15 protein-coding genes and 1 pseudogene are annotated in these 14995 nt (G+C 72.1%); 6 read left to right on the top strand and 10 right to left on the bottom strand.

All coding sequences use genetic code 11. The features are described 5' to 3' along the window. The first annotated feature begins 35 nt into the window (after positions 1 to 35). The 5 genes from K304_RS0111635 (at position 36) to K304_RS0111610 (ending at position 4054) form a co-directional block, all read left to right on the top strand. On the top strand, positions 36 to 224 hold the full coding sequence (locus K304_RS0111635; RefSeq protein ID WP_027763889.1) for a hypothetical protein: 189 nt from the start codon (positions 36 to 38) through the stop codon (positions 222 to 224). Beyond that, positions 221 to 1618 (top strand): replication initiator protein RepSA, encoded by a 1398-nt coding sequence (repSA, locus tag K304_RS0111630; RefSeq protein WP_027763888.1) that lies wholly within the window; start codon positions 221 to 223, stop codon positions 1616 to 1618. Before K304_RS0111635 ends, repSA begins: the two co-directional genes overlap by 4 nt. Positions 1619 to 1620: 2 nt before the next feature. After that, the gene (locus K304_RS0111625) at positions 1621 to 1815 is read left to right on the top strand and encodes a helix-turn-helix domain-containing protein (RefSeq protein WP_051308354.1); all 195 of its coding nucleotides are present in this window, start codon (positions 1621 to 1623) and stop codon (positions 1813 to 1815) included. Then, positions 1815 to 3050 carry a site-specific integrase gene (locus K304_RS0111620; protein WP_027763886.1) on the top strand — a complete coding sequence of 412 codons (1236 nt, stop codon included), beginning with the start codon at positions 1815 to 1817 and terminating at the stop codon, positions 3048 to 3050. Before K304_RS0111625 ends, K304_RS0111620 begins: the two co-directional genes overlap by 1 nt. 551 nt (positions 3051 to 3601) lie before the next feature. Continuing rightward, positions 3602 to 4054 (top strand): hypothetical protein, encoded by a 453-nt coding sequence (locus tag K304_RS0111610; protein ID WP_158687331.1) that lies wholly within the window; start codon positions 3602 to 3604, stop codon positions 4052 to 4054. A gap of 98 nt (positions 4055 to 4152) precedes the next feature. Here the strand turns inward: K304_RS0111610 and K304_RS0111605 are convergent, their stop codons facing one another. From K304_RS0111605 to rpsB, 5 genes are all read right to left on the bottom strand, one after another. Then, complete coding sequence (locus K304_RS0111605; protein ID WP_027763884.1) at positions 4153 to 5319, bottom strand: phosphatidate cytidylyltransferase; 1167 nt, start codon at positions 5317 to 5319, stop codon at positions 4153 to 4155. 12 nt (positions 5320 to 5331) lie between these two features. After that, positions 5332 to 5889, bottom strand: coding sequence for a ribosome recycling factor (frr, locus tag K304_RS0111600; RefSeq protein ID WP_027763883.1), 558 nt, complete (start codon positions 5887 to 5889; stop codon positions 5332 to 5334). 109 nt (positions 5890 to 5998) lie between these two features. Then, entirely contained in the window at positions 5999 to 6772 is a 774-nt protein-coding gene (gene pyrH / locus K304_RS0111595) for a UMP kinase (RefSeq protein WP_486591639.1), read from the bottom strand. A 174-nt stretch (positions 6773 to 6946) separates the two neighbouring features. Then, entirely contained in the window at positions 6947 to 7783 is an 837-nt protein-coding gene (gene tsf / locus K304_RS0111590; protein WP_027763881.1) for a translation elongation factor Ts, read from the bottom strand. Positions 7784 to 7956: 173 nt separating this feature from the next. After that, positions 7957 to 8874 (bottom strand): 30S ribosomal protein S2, encoded by a 918-nt coding sequence (rpsB, locus tag K304_RS0111585; protein ID WP_027763880.1) that lies wholly within the window; start codon positions 8872 to 8874, stop codon positions 7957 to 7959. A gap of 330 nt (positions 8875 to 9204) precedes the next feature. Here rpsB and K304_RS32060 point away from each other — a divergent pair. After that, positions 9205 to 9732 (top strand): annotated as a pseudogene (locus K304_RS32060) (peptidoglycan DD-metalloendopeptidase family protein); the annotation flags it as partial. A 180-nt stretch (positions 9733 to 9912) separates the two neighbouring features. Here the strand turns inward: K304_RS32060 and K304_RS0111580 are convergent. The 5 genes from K304_RS0111580 to K304_RS0111560 all read right to left on the bottom strand — a co-directional run bounded on the left by K304_RS0111580 (position 9913) and on the right by K304_RS0111560 (position 14860). Beyond that, complete coding sequence (locus K304_RS0111580; RefSeq protein ID WP_027763879.1) at positions 9913 to 10473, bottom strand: TetR/AcrR family transcriptional regulator; 561 nt, start codon at positions 10471 to 10473, stop codon at positions 9913 to 9915. A gap of 53 nt (positions 10474 to 10526) precedes the next feature. Then, positions 10527 to 11372: an RNA polymerase sigma factor WhiG gene (gene whiG / locus K304_RS0111575; RefSeq protein WP_027763878.1), complete on the bottom strand. Its 846-nt coding sequence runs from the start codon at positions 11370 to 11372 to the stop codon at positions 10527 to 10529. 307 nt (positions 11373 to 11679) lie between these two features. Continuing rightward, entirely contained in the window at positions 11680 to 12888 is a 1209-nt protein-coding gene (gene dprA, locus K304_RS28550) for a DNA-processing protein DprA (RefSeq protein ID WP_051308322.1), read from the bottom strand. Next, on the bottom strand, positions 12885 to 14486 hold the full coding sequence (locus K304_RS0111565) for a YifB family Mg chelatase-like AAA ATPase (protein WP_027763877.1): 1602 nt from the start codon (positions 14484 to 14486) through the stop codon (positions 12885 to 12887). Before K304_RS0111565 ends, dprA begins: the two co-directional genes overlap by 4 nt. Beyond that, positions 14486 to 14860 carry a YraN family protein gene (locus K304_RS0111560; protein WP_027763876.1) on the bottom strand — a complete coding sequence of 125 codons (375 nt, stop codon included), beginning with the start codon at positions 14858 to 14860 and terminating at the stop codon, positions 14486 to 14488. The genes K304_RS0111565 and K304_RS0111560 overlap by 1 nt, the downstream gene beginning before the upstream one ends. Between the last annotated feature and the right edge of the window lie 135 nt (positions 14861 to 14995).

Below are 14995 nucleotides of genomic sequence, written 5' to 3'. Positions count from 1 at the left end.
CAACCAACCCAGTCAGATCAGAAGGGACACCCATCATGGCCCAAACCCTCACCACCCGCCGTATGCGGCACTGCCGCGACTGCGACGGCTTCCCCATCGTCGCCATCGACACCGGCACCCTCCACCCGGACGGCACCCGCCGCACCCTCCGCGTGGTCTGCAAGACCTGCCACGGCACCGGCCTCACCCCGCTGCTCACTCGCCCGGCCGAGGTGCGCGCATGACCCACACCGCCACCCCGGCGGCCAGCCTGGACCCGACCACCCTCGCCGACGCGCTCAGGGTGGCCGGGTCCCCCGGCTTCGACCGCTGGCAAGAACAGATCCGCCGCACCGGTGGCTGCGCCAACCCCATCCACCTGACCGGCTGGACCCTCACCAAAGACCGCACCAGCGGCGAGACACTGCACCGCTACTCCACCGAGGACGAGCCCGGCGGCCGTCTCCGCGTCGCCTGCGGCAACCGCCGCGCCTCCCGCTGCCCGGCCTGCGCCCACACCTACGCCGGGGACACCTGGCACCTCATCCGCGCGGGACTCGCCGGAGACGACCGCCGCAACATCCCCGCCACCGTGCGGGATCATCCGCGCGTCTTCGCCACCCTCACCGCACCGTCGTTCGGCCCGGTGCACAACCGGCCCGACTCCGGACGATGCCGCTGCGGCACCCACCACGCACCGGACGCTGAGGAGCTGGGCACGCCACTCGACCGGGAGTCGTACGACTACGCGGGCGCCGTGCTGTTCAACAACCACGCCGGACAGCTCTGGCAGCGCTTCACCACCCGCCTGCGCCGCGAGATCGCCCGCCGCGCCGGGATCACCCAACGGGAGCTGTCCAACACGGCGCGGGTCTCCTTCGGCAAGGTCGCAGAGTTCCAAAAGCGCGGCGCGATCCACTTCCACGCCGTGATCCGCCTCGACGGACCCGACGGCCCGAAAGACCCGCCGCCGTCCTGGGCCACGCTCGAGCTGCTGACCGACGCCATCCGCGCCGCCGTGCAGCACGGCTACACCTCGGTCACCGTGCCCGCCGCCGACGGGCACCCCGCCCGAACCCTCCGGTGGGGCACGCAACTCGACGTGCGGCCCGTCAAGGCGTTCGGTGACGGCTCGGAGCTGACCGAACAGGCGGTCGCCTCCTACGTCGCCAAGTACGCCACCAAAGCCGCCGAGACGACCGGCACCCTCGACCGCCGCATCGGCGAACTCGCCGAACTCGACCACCACCAGGTGCCCGCCCACACCCGCCGCCTCATCCGGGCCTGCAAGGACCTCGACCCGATCTATCCGGACCGTCGGCTGTGGGCCTGGGCTCACATGCTCGGCTTCCGGGGCCACTTCTCCACGAAGTCGCGCCGGTACTCCACCACCCTCGGCGCACTGCGGCAGACCCGTGCCGACTACCGCGCCACCGAGCAAGCCGCCGCCCTCGGCATCGAGGACCTGGAGCCGGACACCGTCCTCGTCCTCGCCGACTGGCAGTACGCCGGACACGGCCACACGCCCGGCGAATCCGCCCTCGCCGCCGGCATCGCCAACGACATCCGCATCAACCGAGAGACCGCCCGCGAAGCCCTACGAGACCGGCTCGGCCTGGCCGACGGAGAGGAGTGGTGACCGTGCCGCGTCGCCTGCCTGAGCGCTACCTGACCCCGCTGGACCTGGCCGACCTCCTGGGCGTGCCCGTTGAGACCGTCTACCAGTGGCGCCGCAAGCACACCGGTCCCCGCGGCTTCCGCGTCGGCCGACACCTCCGCTACGACCCCGCCGACGTGTCCGCCTGGGTCGCCGAGCAGCTGGAGGCGGCTGTCTGATGGCCGGACACATCCAAGACCGCTGGTACAAGACCACCACCGGTCCCGACGGCAAACCCGTCAAGGTCAAGACCGAACGACATGGCTCCGGGCTCCGCTACCGCGCCCGCTACGTCGGCCCCGACGGCACGGAGAAAAGCAAGTCGTTCCCCGACCGCCAGAAGCGACGGGCTGACGAGTGGCTGGCGCAGACTGAGGCCGACATGCTGCGTGGTCAGTACGTCGACCCCAGCTCCGCCCGCGTCACCTTCCAGCAGTACGCGGAACGCTGGATCGACGGCCAGACAACCGACCCGACGACGCGTGTCGCCGTGGAGACCCGGCTCCGGCTGCACGCCTTCCCCCGGCTGGGCCCTCGCCCGCTCGGCTCGTTCCGGCCGGAGCACATGCGCTCCTTCGTGCGGGAACTGGAGGCGGCCCCGATGGAGGGCACCTACGCCCGCTCGATCTACGCGAACGTCCGGGCTGTGCTCTCGGCCGCCGTCGATGACGGATACCTCGCGCGGAATCCGTGCTCGGCCGCATCCGTCCGTCCTCCCGCTGTCTTCGCCGGCCGTGTGGTGCCGTGGCTGCCCTCCCAGGTGCAGGCCGTTCGCGACGCGCTGCCCCCTCGGTATCGGGCACTGGTCGACGTGGGAAGCGGCTGTGGGCTCCGGCAGGGTGAGATCCTGGGCCTGGCCCTCGACGCCGTGAGCCCCGACAGCGAGACACTGCACGTCGTCACGCAGGTGAAGATGATCCGTGGCACGGCCGTCTTCGCTCCGCCCAAGGGTGGCAAGGAGCGCGACGTGCCCCTTCCGTCCTCGGTCGCCAGAGCCCTCAAGCGTCACAGCGAGGATCACCCGCCGGTGGCCGTTGAGCTGCCGTGGAAGACGCCGGACGGCCCCCGCGTCACGCGGGAGCTCCTGTTCACCAACTCCGCCGGCGGTCTGGTCTGGCGGAGCAACTTCAACACGCACACGTGGAAGCCCGCGCTCGCTGCGGCCGGGATGATTCCTACGCCTGGCAAGGGTGACCCGTACGCATCCGCGAGGGAACACGGCATGCATGCGCTGAGGCACTTCTACGCCTCGGTCCTCCTGGACGCGGGCGAAAGCATCAGGGCCGTGAGCGAATACCTGGGCCACTCCGACCCGGCCATGACCCTCCGCGTCTACGCGCACCTGATGCCCTCAAGCAGGGAGCGTGCCCGACGCGCCATCGACGGAGTCTTCGGCACGGCCCAAGAACCCTGACGGCCCAGCGACGGCCCACGGCTCACAAGACGGCCCCTCACTGGCAGAAAACTGCTGGTGAGGGGCTTCTCTGTGCCTGGGGACGCTCAGTCCTCCAGGTGCAGGCATAACCGCTCCAGTGTCGCAGATCGTTCACGGGCCCCTGGCCGACGGAGTGCGACGGTGGTCACTCCTGGGCGTCGTCCGTCAGTGTCGACCAACGTGGGACGGCCCTCAGCGCCGGCCGAATCACGGCCTCACGTGTCCTATGGCGATAAGCCCTAGTCCGATGAGTAAGACAGTCCGGGAGGTGGAGCCGCTCGTCGCTACGAGCAGAGCGCCGGCTCCCTATACCCTCGGCCGCCGCACATATCGTTGCAGAAGCCGACCGGGCATACGCCCCAGCAGCAGGCCGTGAACGCCCAGCACCGCACTCGCGAACGCCAACGCGAAGAGTACGGCGAACGCGAGCATCATCGTGGCCCCGAACATCTCCCCCATTGCCCACTCCTCCAAGCAGCCCGCGTTCCGGCGACCGATCGTCAGTCTTGCACGGAGCACACCGTGAGGTGGTGTCGTATCCCAGGGTCAGCCGATCGCCGACGAGCCGCCCGCTGCTCCGCCCCGCACTGGTGGGCCGGCACCTGGTCAAGCGGGCCGAACAACGGACCTGGGTCTTCGAGCTTCTGCTGGAGCAGTGCGCTCTGGTGGCGCCGTCGTCTTCCGACTTCCAGCACCGCATCTGGGAAGAACGGCATCTGGGTCTGGAGGGACGGGTCGCCGCTTGGGACCTCTCGGCACAGCGCCTGGCCACCCCCCGCCTCCACATCCTCTCGAGGGACGAACGCCTCCTCACGTCCCTGGACCGGATGAACAAGGCGGGTCGACGTCTCGGCAGCCGCCGGCGGCGAGGAAACGTCGACGACGCCGAGTTCTCCGGCCTCTGGGACGAGCACGCCACGGCGGTGGAGGCATTCGTGGCGGCGAGTGGTGCAGCCGTACGCCGCATGCTGGCTCACGCCTGATCCCCGCCTCCGCACTCCGGGCCGCGTACCGCGGGCTGGTCGCCGTCCCGGCCCGCCGGGGACGGCGACCGGCCGGTGGCGCCGCTACGGGTCGGCGGTCAGGCCGTGCCGGTGAAGAGGACGAAGAGGAGCCAGGTGACGGGGGCGGTGGGGAGGAGGGAGTCGAGGCGGTCCATGATGCCGCCGTGGCCGGGCAGGAGCGTACCCATGTCCTTGATGCCGAGGTCCCTCTTGATCATGGACTCGCCGAGGTCGCCGAGAGTGGCACTGACGGCGACGGCGAAGCCGAGGATCAGGCCCTGCCACCAGGCGCCGCCGTCGACGGCGAACTCCATGCAGAGCGCGCCGGCGGCCATGGCGAAGGAGACGGCGCCGAGCAGGCCCTCGCGGGTCTTGCCCGGGCTGATGCGGGGAGCCAGCTTGTGCTTGCCGAAGCGCCAGCCGACGGCGTACGCACCGGTGTCGCTGACGACGGTGAGGACGAGGAACGTCAGGACGCGCCACGACCCGTCGTCGGCCGCGAGCATCAGGGCCACGAAGGTGGCCAGGAACGGGACGTAGAAGGCGGCGAAGATGCCGGCCGAGACGTCCCGCAGGTAGTCCTGGGGGGACCGGGTCATCTGCTGGAGGAGGACGCCCAGCGCGGTGAGGGCCATGCCGAGCCACGCGCCGGCCGCACCCCACACGTATCCCGCGACGACCATGCCCGTTCCCCCGGCGACCAGGGTGGCCAGCGGGGCGCGGATGCCCTTGCGCTCGGAGAGCCGGGAGGTCAGCTCCCAGATCCCGACGGCGACGGCGAGGACGACGACGCCGACGAAGAGGTGCTTGTAGACGAACAGGGACGCGATGATCACCGCGCCGAGGCCGAGGCCGACTCCTATCGCGGCGCGCAGGTCACGGCCGGCACGCTTCTTGCCCTTCGCGGGGGGCGGACCACCGGGCATGCCGGAGTGCGCCGGCTCGACCGGCTGCTGTCCGCCGTCCGGCCCGCCCGGGCCGTCGCCGGGCACACCGCGGGAACTGGAGCCACCCACTGCGTCCTCACCGTTCTCGGGGTCGCCCGGCTCCCCGGGGACGGGGCGATCGGCGGCGTGGCCGCCGACCACGGGCATGGGCCTGGTCGCGGCCGGGTCGCCGACGGGTGCGGAGCCCCGCGCGGCGGGCGTCGGCGCGCCCGCCGGAGGAGCCGGTGCCGGGGCCCGGCCGGGCGGGCCGGAGAAACCGGCGCCCGGCGAGGGAGCACCCCAGGAGGAGTCGTTCACGGAACTCAAGCCTCAGACCTCGAGCAGCTCGGCTTCCTTGTGCTTCAGGAGCTCGTCGACCTGCGCCACGTACTTGGAGGTGGTGTCGTCGAGCTCCTTCTCGGCCCGGCGGCCCTCGTCCTCGCCGACCTCGCCGTCCTTGATCGCCTTGTCGATGGTCTCCTTGGCCTTGCGGCGGACGCTGCGGATGGAGATCTTCGCGTCCTCGCCCTTGGCCTTGGCGACCTTGGTGAACTCCCGCCGGCGCTCCTCGGTGAGCTCGGGGAAGACCACCCGGATGATGTGGCCGTCGTTCGACGGGTTGACGCCCAGGTCGGAGTCGCGGATGGCCTGCTCGATGTTGCGCAGCGCGCTCTTGTCGAACGGGGTCACCACGGCCATCCGGGCCTCCGGCACCGAGAACGACGCCAGCTGGTTGATCGGCGTCATCGCACCGTAGTAGTCCGCCACGATCTTGTTGAACATCGCCGGGTGCGCACGGCCGGTGCGGATCGCGGCGAAGTCCTCCTTGGCGACGACGACCGCCTTCTCCATCTTCTCCTCGGCCTCGAGGAGGGTCTCTTCGATCACCACGTGCTCCTGGTTCGGAAGTGTGAAGCCTGATATGTCCATCGAGCGCCGTTCCGCCGGACCCGCAGGTCAACGGCACGGCACGGCCGGTGAGTTGGGCCGCCGGGCGTCAGCCGCGGCTGCCCTGGCTGCTCACCAGGGTGCCGATCTTCTCACCCTTCACCGCACGTCCGATATTCCCTTCGGCGAGCAGCTCGAAGACGTAGATCGGCAGCGCGTTGTCACGGCAGAGGGTGATCGCGGTGGCATCGGCGACCTTGAGGTCACGGGTGATGACCTCGCCGTACTCCAGCGCGTCGAACTTCACGGCGTCCGGGTTCTTCGCCGGGTCGGCGTCGTACACCCCGTCCACGCCGTTCTTGCCCATCAGAAGCGCCTCCGCGTTGATCTCCAGCGCGCGCTGGGCCGCGGTGGTGTCGGTGGAGAAGTAGGGCATGCCCATGCCCGCGCCGAAGATGACCACGCGCCCCTTCTCCAGGTGCCGGATGGCCCGCAGCGGGATGTAGGGCTCCGCCACCTGACCCATCGTGATGGCGGTCTGGACCCGCGAGTCGATGCCCTCCTTCTCCAGGAAGTCCTGGAGGGCGAGGCAGTTCATGACGGTGCCGAGCATGCCCATGTAGTCGGAGCGGGCGCGGTCCATGCCGCGCTGCTGGAGCTCCGAGCCGCGGAAGAAGTTGCCGCCGCCGATCACCACGGCGAGCTCGGTGCCCTCGCGGATCACGGAGGCGATCTCCCGCGCCATCTTGTGCACGATGTCGGGGTCGACTCCGAGACCTCCCCCGCCGGCGAACGCCTCGCCGGACAGTTTCAGCAGAAAGCGACGCCGGGAGTCCTTGTCGGTGTCGGTGTCATTGCTCATGGTGGAGATCTCCTCGTGCATACGAAGAAGGCCACTGCCGGTGGGATCCTCTCGGCTCCTTCAGGCAATGGCCTCCTCGTGTTCAGCTGCCGTGTGCCCGACCCTAGCCGGTCGGCGACCCGTCTGCGGGACAGGCGGGCGGGCGGTGCGGCGTCATGGGGCGTGTCCCGGGCCCGCAGGCCCGACGGACCGCGCTCAGGCGCCGACGCGGAAGCGGGCGAAGCGCTTCAGCGTGACACCGGCCTCGTCCAGGATCTTCTGGACGGACTTCTTGTTGTCCTTGGCGAACGGCTGGTCCAGGAGGCAGTTCTCCTTGAAGAAGCCGTTCACCCGGCCCTCGACGATCTTGGGCAGGGCCTGCTCGGGCTTGCCCTCCTCGCGGGCGGTCTCCTCGGCGATGCGGCGCTCGTTCTCCACCGTCTCGGCCGGGATCTCCTCGCGGGAGAGGAACTTCGGGGAGAACGCCGCGATGTGCTGGGCGACGTCCTTGGCGATCTCCGCGTTCTCCTTGTCCAGCTCGACCAGGACGCCGACCTGCGGAGGCAGGTCCGGGCTGGTGCGGTGCAGGTAGGAGGCGACGAAGCCGCCGGAGAACTGCGCGAAACGGTCCAGGACGATCTTCTCGCCGAGGTTGGCGTTGGCCTCGTCGACGTAGGCCTGGACGGTCTTCCCGGCCTCGATCTCGGAGGCGAGCAGGGCGGCGGTGTCCGCCGGGGAGGTGGCGGCCACGTGGGCGGCGACGGCGTCGGCGGCGGCCTGGAACTTCTCACCCTTGGCGACGAAGTCCGTCTCGCACTTCAGCTCGACGAGCACGCCGGAGGCCTTGTCGTCGGCGATGCGGGCCACGACCGCGCCGTTCTCGGCGGTGCGGGACTCGCGCTTGGCGACGCCCTTCTGGCCCTTGACGCGCAGGATCTCGACGGCCTTGTCGACGTTGCCCTCGGCCTCGTCCAGCGCCTTCTTGCAGTCCATCATGCCGGCGCCGGTCAGCTCACGGAGCTTCTTGACGTCGGCGGCGGTGTAGTTCGCCATGTCGGTGAATCTCTCTCGAAGTCGATGAGGGTGGTCGGTGCACGGGGAGTGAGGCCCGGCACCGTCGGTGTCGACGACACCGGCGAAACCGCCTCACTCCCCGTGGACGCGTGGTACTCGGACGACCCCGCTGGGGTGACGGTCCGAGCCGGGCGCTGAGGCCCGGGCGGGCGTCAGGCCTGCTCGGCCTGGGCCTCGGCGGGCGCCTCGGCCGGCTTGTCCTCGGCCTTGGGCTCCTCGGCCTTGGGCTCGTCCGCCTTGGCCTCCTCAGCCTTGGGCTCCTCGGCCTTGGCGTCGGCGGCCGGCTTCTCGCCCTCGGCCTTGTCGCCCTCGAGAAGCTCGCGCTCCCACTCGGCCAGCGGCTCGCCGGCGGCCTTCTCACCCTTGCCCTCGGCCGCGCCGGAACGGGCGATGAGGCCCTCGGCGACGGCGTCGGCGATCACGCGGGTCAGCAGGGTGACGGAGCGGATCGCGTCGTCGTTGCCCGGGATCTTGTAGTCGACCTCGTCCGGGTCGCAGTTGGTGTCGAGGATCGCGACGACCGGGATGTTGAGCTTGCGCGCCTCACCGACGGCGATGTGCTCCTTCTTGGTGTCCACGATCCAGACGGCGCTGGGCACCTTCTGCATCTCGCGGATACCGCCCAGCGTCTTCTCCAGCTTCGCCTTCTCGCGGGAGAGGACCAGCAGCTCCTTCTTGGTGAGGCCGGAGGCGGCCACGTCCTCGAAGTCGATCTGCTCGAGCTCCTTGAGCCGCTGGAGCCGCTTGTAGACGGTCGAGAAGTTGGTCAGCATGCCGCCGAGCCAGCGCTGGTTCACGTAGGGCATGCCCACGCGGGTGGCCTGCTCGGCGATGGCCTCCTGGGCCTGCTTCTTGGTGCCGACGAACATGACGGAGCCGCCGTGCGCGACGGTCTCCTTGACGAACTCGTAGGCGCGGTCGATGTACGACAGCGACTGGAGCAGGTCGATGATGTAGATGCCGTTGCGCTCGGTGAAGATGAAGCGCTTCATCTTCGGGTTCCAGCGGCGGGTCTGGTGCCCGAAGTGGACGCCGCTCTCCAGCAGCTCCCGCATCGTGACGACGGCCATGGCCGTTCTCCTTGTTTTCGTGTCTCGGTTGTCCCGCGACGGCCCGGACGGGTGTCGCGCCTGACGCCCCGGACGCGTTGTGCCCGGGAAGCTCCTGGTGAGGGGTCTTCCGAGGACCGAGATACGCGGCCACCGGGTGAGGGTGGCGGGGCGTGCGAAGTCGACCCGGTGACCCGGATCGCCACCAGAAGTGTACGGGACCTCCGGAACTGCCCGCGACCACGTCCTCGGTCGCTGAGCGGAGTGACCGAGTTGTGCACAGGTGGGCGGTCGTCCACGGATTCCCGGCGGTCTGCTCCGGAGGCGGAGGACGCGGGGCACGCTGGCGGCATGGGGACGAGGGCATGGGTGGCGACCGCACTGATCGTGGCGGTGATGGGTGCGGTGGTACTCCTGCGGGCCCCCGCCGGCGCGCGGGCGGCGGCGGGTCCGGAGGCGGCGAAGGGCCGGGGGACGGACGCCGTCCCCCGGGCGGAGAAGGGCCGCGAAGCGAAGGAGGGACGGCGCGGAGCGCAGGACGAGGGCGACGGCGACGGGTGGAGCTGGCCCGTGGCGGGTGCGGACGCAGGGACGCGGCCCGTGGTGCTGCACGGCTGGGACCCGCCGCCGGCGCCGTGGGCGGCCGGTCACCGCGGGGTCGACCTGGCCACGGCGCCGGGCGCCGAGGTGCGCGCCGTCGGGGCGGGCCGGGTCGCGTTCGCCGGCCGGGTGGCGGGGCGCGGCGTGGTTTCGGTGACGCTGCGGGGCACGGGTGACGTGCCGCTACGGGTCACCTTCCAGCCGGTGCGGGCCGTGGTGGAGGCCGGTGACCCGGTGCGGGCCGGCGCAACGGTGGGGCGGCTGGAACCGGGCGGCTACCACTGCGACCGCCCGTGTCTGCACTGGGGACTGCTGCGGGGCGACCGCTACCTCGACCCGCTGTCCGTACTGCCGGAGTGGATGCTGCGGACGGGAGCCGTACGGCTGCTGCCGCACGCGGGAGTGCCCGTACCCGGTGCCCGCCCGCTCCCCGGGCACGGCCGCCGCGGGGTGGGGCGGTCAGGACCGCCGTACGCCTTGGCGGGCCAGGGCGACCGCGACCTCGGTGACGGTGGCGGGGTCCTCGGCGGCACCCAGCTCGATCCGGCGCACCGCCGCGTCCACGATGCCCTGGAGCAGCATGGCCGTCAGCCGGGGCTCTGCGTGCCCGAGCTCGGCGAGTGCGTCGACGATCATCGAGATCAGCCCGCCGTGCGCGGCTCGGATGCGTTCGCGGGCACCCGCGTCCAGCTCGCCGGCCGAGATGGCGACCACGGCCCGGTGCCGCCGGTCGCCGACCAGGGCGAGCTGGCTGCGGACGTACGCCTCGACTCGCGCCTCGGGACCGTCCGCGGCGGCCATGGCCGCCTCCACCTCGGCTGCCCACTCGGGGAAGTCGACGGCGCACAGCTCCTCGACCACGGCGGCGCGGGAGCGGAAGTACTCGTACACCGAGGAGCGTGCGAGGCCGGTGCGGCGGGCGAGGGCGGGGAAGGTGAGCGCGTCGGTGCCTCCCTCGGACAGCAGCGAGCGTGCGGCGTCCAGCAGGGCCGCACGCTGCATCGTCCGGTGCTCGGCCACGGAGGCTGCTCGAATCCTGGGCACCCGTCCACTCTACGTACGGCAGGACCGATTCAGCGACCCACCTCGGCCAGCTTCCCGCGCAGTTGCAGCACGGACTTGGTGTGGATCTGGCTGACGCGACTCTCGGTGACGCCCAGCACCTGCCCGATCTCGGCGAGGGTGAGCCCTTCGTAGTAGTAGAGCGTGACCACGGTCTTCTCACGGTCGGGCAGCGTGTTGACGGCCCGGGCCAGGAGGCGCCGCAGCTCGCGGTCCTCGGCCACCTCGACGGGATCGTCGGCGGCGGTGTCCTCGAGGGTGTCCACGAGGCTGAGCCGGTCGCCGCTCTCCGCGCCGACGTGCAGCAGCTCCTCCAGTGCCACCACGTTGGTCAGGGAGACCTGGCTGAAGACGGCGTGCAACTCGTCGACGGGGATACGCATCTCGGCCGCGACCTCCGCCTCGGACGGTGTGCGGCGCAGCGACGCCTCCAGCGTCGCGTACGCGCGCTCCACCGCACGGGCCTTCTGGCGCACCGAGCGCGGGATCCAGTCCATGGCCCGCAGCTCGTCGATCATCGCGCCGCGGATCCGGGTGATCGCGTACGTCTCGAACTTGATCGAGCGGCCGGGGTCGAACTTCTCGATCGCGTCGATCAGGCCGAAGACACCGGACGAGACGAAGTCGGCCTGCTCCACGTTGGCGGGAAGGCCCACGCTGACCCGGCCGGCCACGTACTTCACCAAGGGGGAGTAGTGGAGGATGAGCTGCTCACGCAGCCGTTCGTCGCCCGTCCCCTTGTACGACCGCCACAGCTCGTCGAGCGAACCGGGGACGGGTCCGGGTGCAGCGTCCTCCACGGCGACCGGACCTGAGCCGGTGGCCGCGCGGTCAGGCCCGGAGTTGTGCTGGGGCATGCGTCGCCTTGAGCCGTTCTGAGAGATCTTCCGAATTTCGTGAGCGTAGCGTGACGGTGAGGTTGCGGGGTGCGAGCACGGTCGGGCTGCGGCATGCGCAGATACGTTCCGCTGCCCGCACCCTGGGGTGATGTCGCTGGCGGGACGGCCCTGGGGATGCCCGGGGCCGGCAGGAGCGCGCTGCGCGCCACTGTCACCCTTTCACCCGGGAGTCGCAGTTCAAGGACCGCCGCGTCACCCGATGGGGTGCCTTGGAAGCACGGAAGGGGCGCCCCACGAGTCAGACGGGTCTCCCGCGTCGCACGGGTCACTGTGGCTGCGGTGACGGCCGCCCGCAGCCCCCGCGCGCTCGGGGCACGGGATCGAGCAGCCACCAGCGGTCCCCCGCGGAGCCGACGAACCCGAGGGCCCTCAGCTCGTGCAGCCGGACCAGCACCCGGTCGGCCGGCGTGGCAGAGGCCGCGGCCAGCCTCGGGACGGTGACGGCGGCCCGGGCCGGGAGCGCCTCCAGCACCCGCGCGGCCTCGGGTGGGAGCAGGTCGCGTGGCAGTACCGGTACCTCCTGCTCGGGCGCGAGCTCTCCCATGGCACCGACCATCTCGATCACCTCGTCCGCGTCCGTGACGACGGCGGCGGCGTCGTGCTGCAGCAGCCTGTGCACGCCGGCGGAGAGCCCGGAAGTGACCGGACCGGGGACACCCATCACGATGCGGCTCAGGTCACGGGCCCGGCGGGCGGTGACCAGGGAGCCGCTGCGCTGCTCCGCCTCGACGACCACGGTGCCGCGTGTGAGAGCCGCGATGACGCGGTTGCGCAGCACGAAGCGGCCACGCGTGGGGTGGCTGCCCGGCGGCAGCTCGGCGACGAGCAGGCCGTACTCGCCCAGGCGCCGGATGAGGTCAGTGTGGCCGGGCGGGTAGGCGACGTCGACGCCGCACGCCAGGACTCCGACGGTCGCCCCTCCCGCGCCCAGCGCTCCCCGGTGGGCGGCGCCGTCGACCCCGTAGGCTGCGCCCGAGACCACGGTCCAGCCGCGCGCGGCCAGGCCGGCCCCGAGGGCCGCGGCGACGTGTATCCCGTAGTCGGTGCAGGCCCGGGCGCCCACCACGGCCACCGAGCGCAGCGCCCAGAAGCGCAGAGACGGCGCGCCCCGGACCCACAGACCGTAGGGCCGGGAGGTGCCGAGGTCGTCGAGCTGCCCCGGCCAGTCGGGGTCGCCGGGGCAGACGAAGCGGGCGCCTCGGGCGGAGGCCGCGGCGAGGTCCGCCCCGGGCCGCACCTCGCGGGCGCGCAGCCTGAGTCCTTCCCAGCGCCGTGCGGAGGTTCCCGGTGGAGGGGGGCCGCCGCCACGCAGCCGTCGCACGATCTCTGCCGGCCCGTAGTCCTCCAGCCAGCGGCCGACCGTCTCGTCACCGGGCTCGGCGACACGGGTGAGCAGGGCGCGGTCGCGCCGCTCGTCGGAGTCCGGGCCGGCTTCGGCGTGGGCTGCGGCCTCGCGCGTCGGTCCGGTACTCATCGGGCGGGCTCCGGGACAGCGACACCACGGCGGATGCCGGTGCGCATCTCCAGCGCGCGGTCCACGTCCTCGCGGGTGGGCCGGTCACGCCCCGCCAGGTCGGCGACCGTCCAGGCCACGCGCAGCACCCGGTCCAGGCCGCGGGCGGTGAGCAGTCCGCGCTCCATGTCGTCCTCGGCCCGGTCGAGAGCGCCGAGCGCGACCGGCCAGCGGGTGCGCAGGGCGTGGCCGGGGACTTCCTGGTTGGTCGTCCACGGCGTCGCGGCGTAGCGGGCCGCAGCGCGTTCGCGGGCCGCGAGCACCCGGGCGGCGACGGTGGCGGTGCTCTCCCCGGCGCCGGACGCGTTCAGCTCGGAGCGGGCCAGCGGCTCCACGGTCACACGCAGGTCGACCCGGTCCATCAGGGGGCCGGAGAGCCGGGCGCGGTAGCGGCGGACCGTCGAGGGGCGGCATTCGCAGTCGGCTCCGCGCACCCCGTGCCGTCCGCATGGGCACGGGTTCGCCGCCATGACGAGGACGAAGCGTGCCGGCATGCGCATCATCCCGCCCGCGCGGGCGACCACCACGTGGCCCGATTCCAGCGGCTGCCGCATCGCGTCCAGTACCCGCCCGCTGCATTCGGCCGCTTCGTCGAGAAACATCACGCCGTGGTGAGCGAGGGAGACGGCGCCGGGCCGGGGCAGGCCGCTGCCGCCGCCGACCAGGGCGGCCATGGTGGCCGAGTGGTGCGGGGCGCAGTACGGCGGCCGCTCCACCAGGGGGCGCCCCGGGGGCAGTGTCCCGGCGACCGAGTGGACCGCCGTCACCTCCAGCGCCTCCTGCGCGGTCAGGGGTGGCAGCAGGCCGGGCAGCCGCTCGGCCAGCATGGTCTTGCCGGCGCCGGGCGGGCCCTTGAGGAAGAGGTGGTGACGGCCGGCCGCGGCGACCTCCAGGGCGGTGCGGGCGACGGTCTGCCCGGCGACCTCGTCGAGGTCGACGGGGTGGTCGTCCACGGCGAGGGCGGCGCCGAGACCCGGACCCGCAGGGGCGGGGCCCAGGGGATCGGGGCGGACCGCGGCGGTTTCCTCGTCCTCCTCCGGCACCGGCTCGTCGCAGAGCAGGGCGATGAGCTGGCGAAGGCTGCGGACGCCGAGCACCGTCACGTCGGGGACCAGGGACGCCTCGGCGGCGGCCTGCTCCGGCACGACGACGTGCCGGTATCCGGCGTCGGCGGCTGCCAGCACCGCCGGGAGCACGCCCCGGAGCGGGCGGACGCGGCCGTCGAGGCCCAGTTCGCCGAACATCATGAGGTCGGCGATCGCGCGCGGGTCGATCCGCTCGGCGGCGGCGAGCACGGCGCAGGCGACGCTGAGGTCGAAGCCGCTGCCGCCCTTCGGCACGGAGGCCGGGCTCAGCCCGACGGTGAGCTTCTTCTGCGGCCATTCCGCGCCGGAGTTGACCACGGCGGCACGGACCCTGTCGCGGCTCTCGACCAGGGACTTGTCGGGCAGCCCTACCAGGGTGAAGTGGGCGACGCCCGGCTCCAGGTCGGCCTGTACCTCGACCGGGACGCCCTCGACGCCGACCAGCGCGACCGAGCAGGTGCGGGCGAACCCCATCAGGCCGCCCCCCGGACGTGCTCGACCAGCGGGGACCCGCGGTCCGGCAGCAGGATGCCCACCACGTCCAGCCTCACGCCCCCGGTGGGCGGCCTGCCGTACCGGGCGATCCAGCGCTCGGTGAGCCAGCGGGACGCGAGCCTGCGCAGCCGCGCGGCCTTGGCCGGGGTGACGGCGGCCATCGGGTGTTCCCACCCGCCGGCGCGGCGCGTCTTGACCTCGCAGACCACCAGGGCGTCACGGTCGCGCGCGACGATGTCGATCTCTCCGGCGGCGCAGCGCCAGTTGCGTTCCAGTACGGCCATGCCGGCGGCACGCAGCCGCCGCGCGGCCAGGTCCTCGCCGTAGCGGCCGAGTGCTTCTCGGGCATTCATGTGGGACCACCTCCGTCACCGACTGTGACGGAGGCGGAGCTGGGGCGGGGATGTCGGGCCGGATCTGTGGACCGGTGCCGGTCTGGGGATATCCCCGTCACCCCCGGGGGTGACGGGGAGAGGGGGGGGGGAACG

The organism is Streptomyces sp. CNS606 (genome assembly GCF_000426325.1).
The sequence above is the reverse complement of the archived record's forward strand: the minus strand, read 5'-3'. Positions and strand labels throughout refer to the sequence as shown.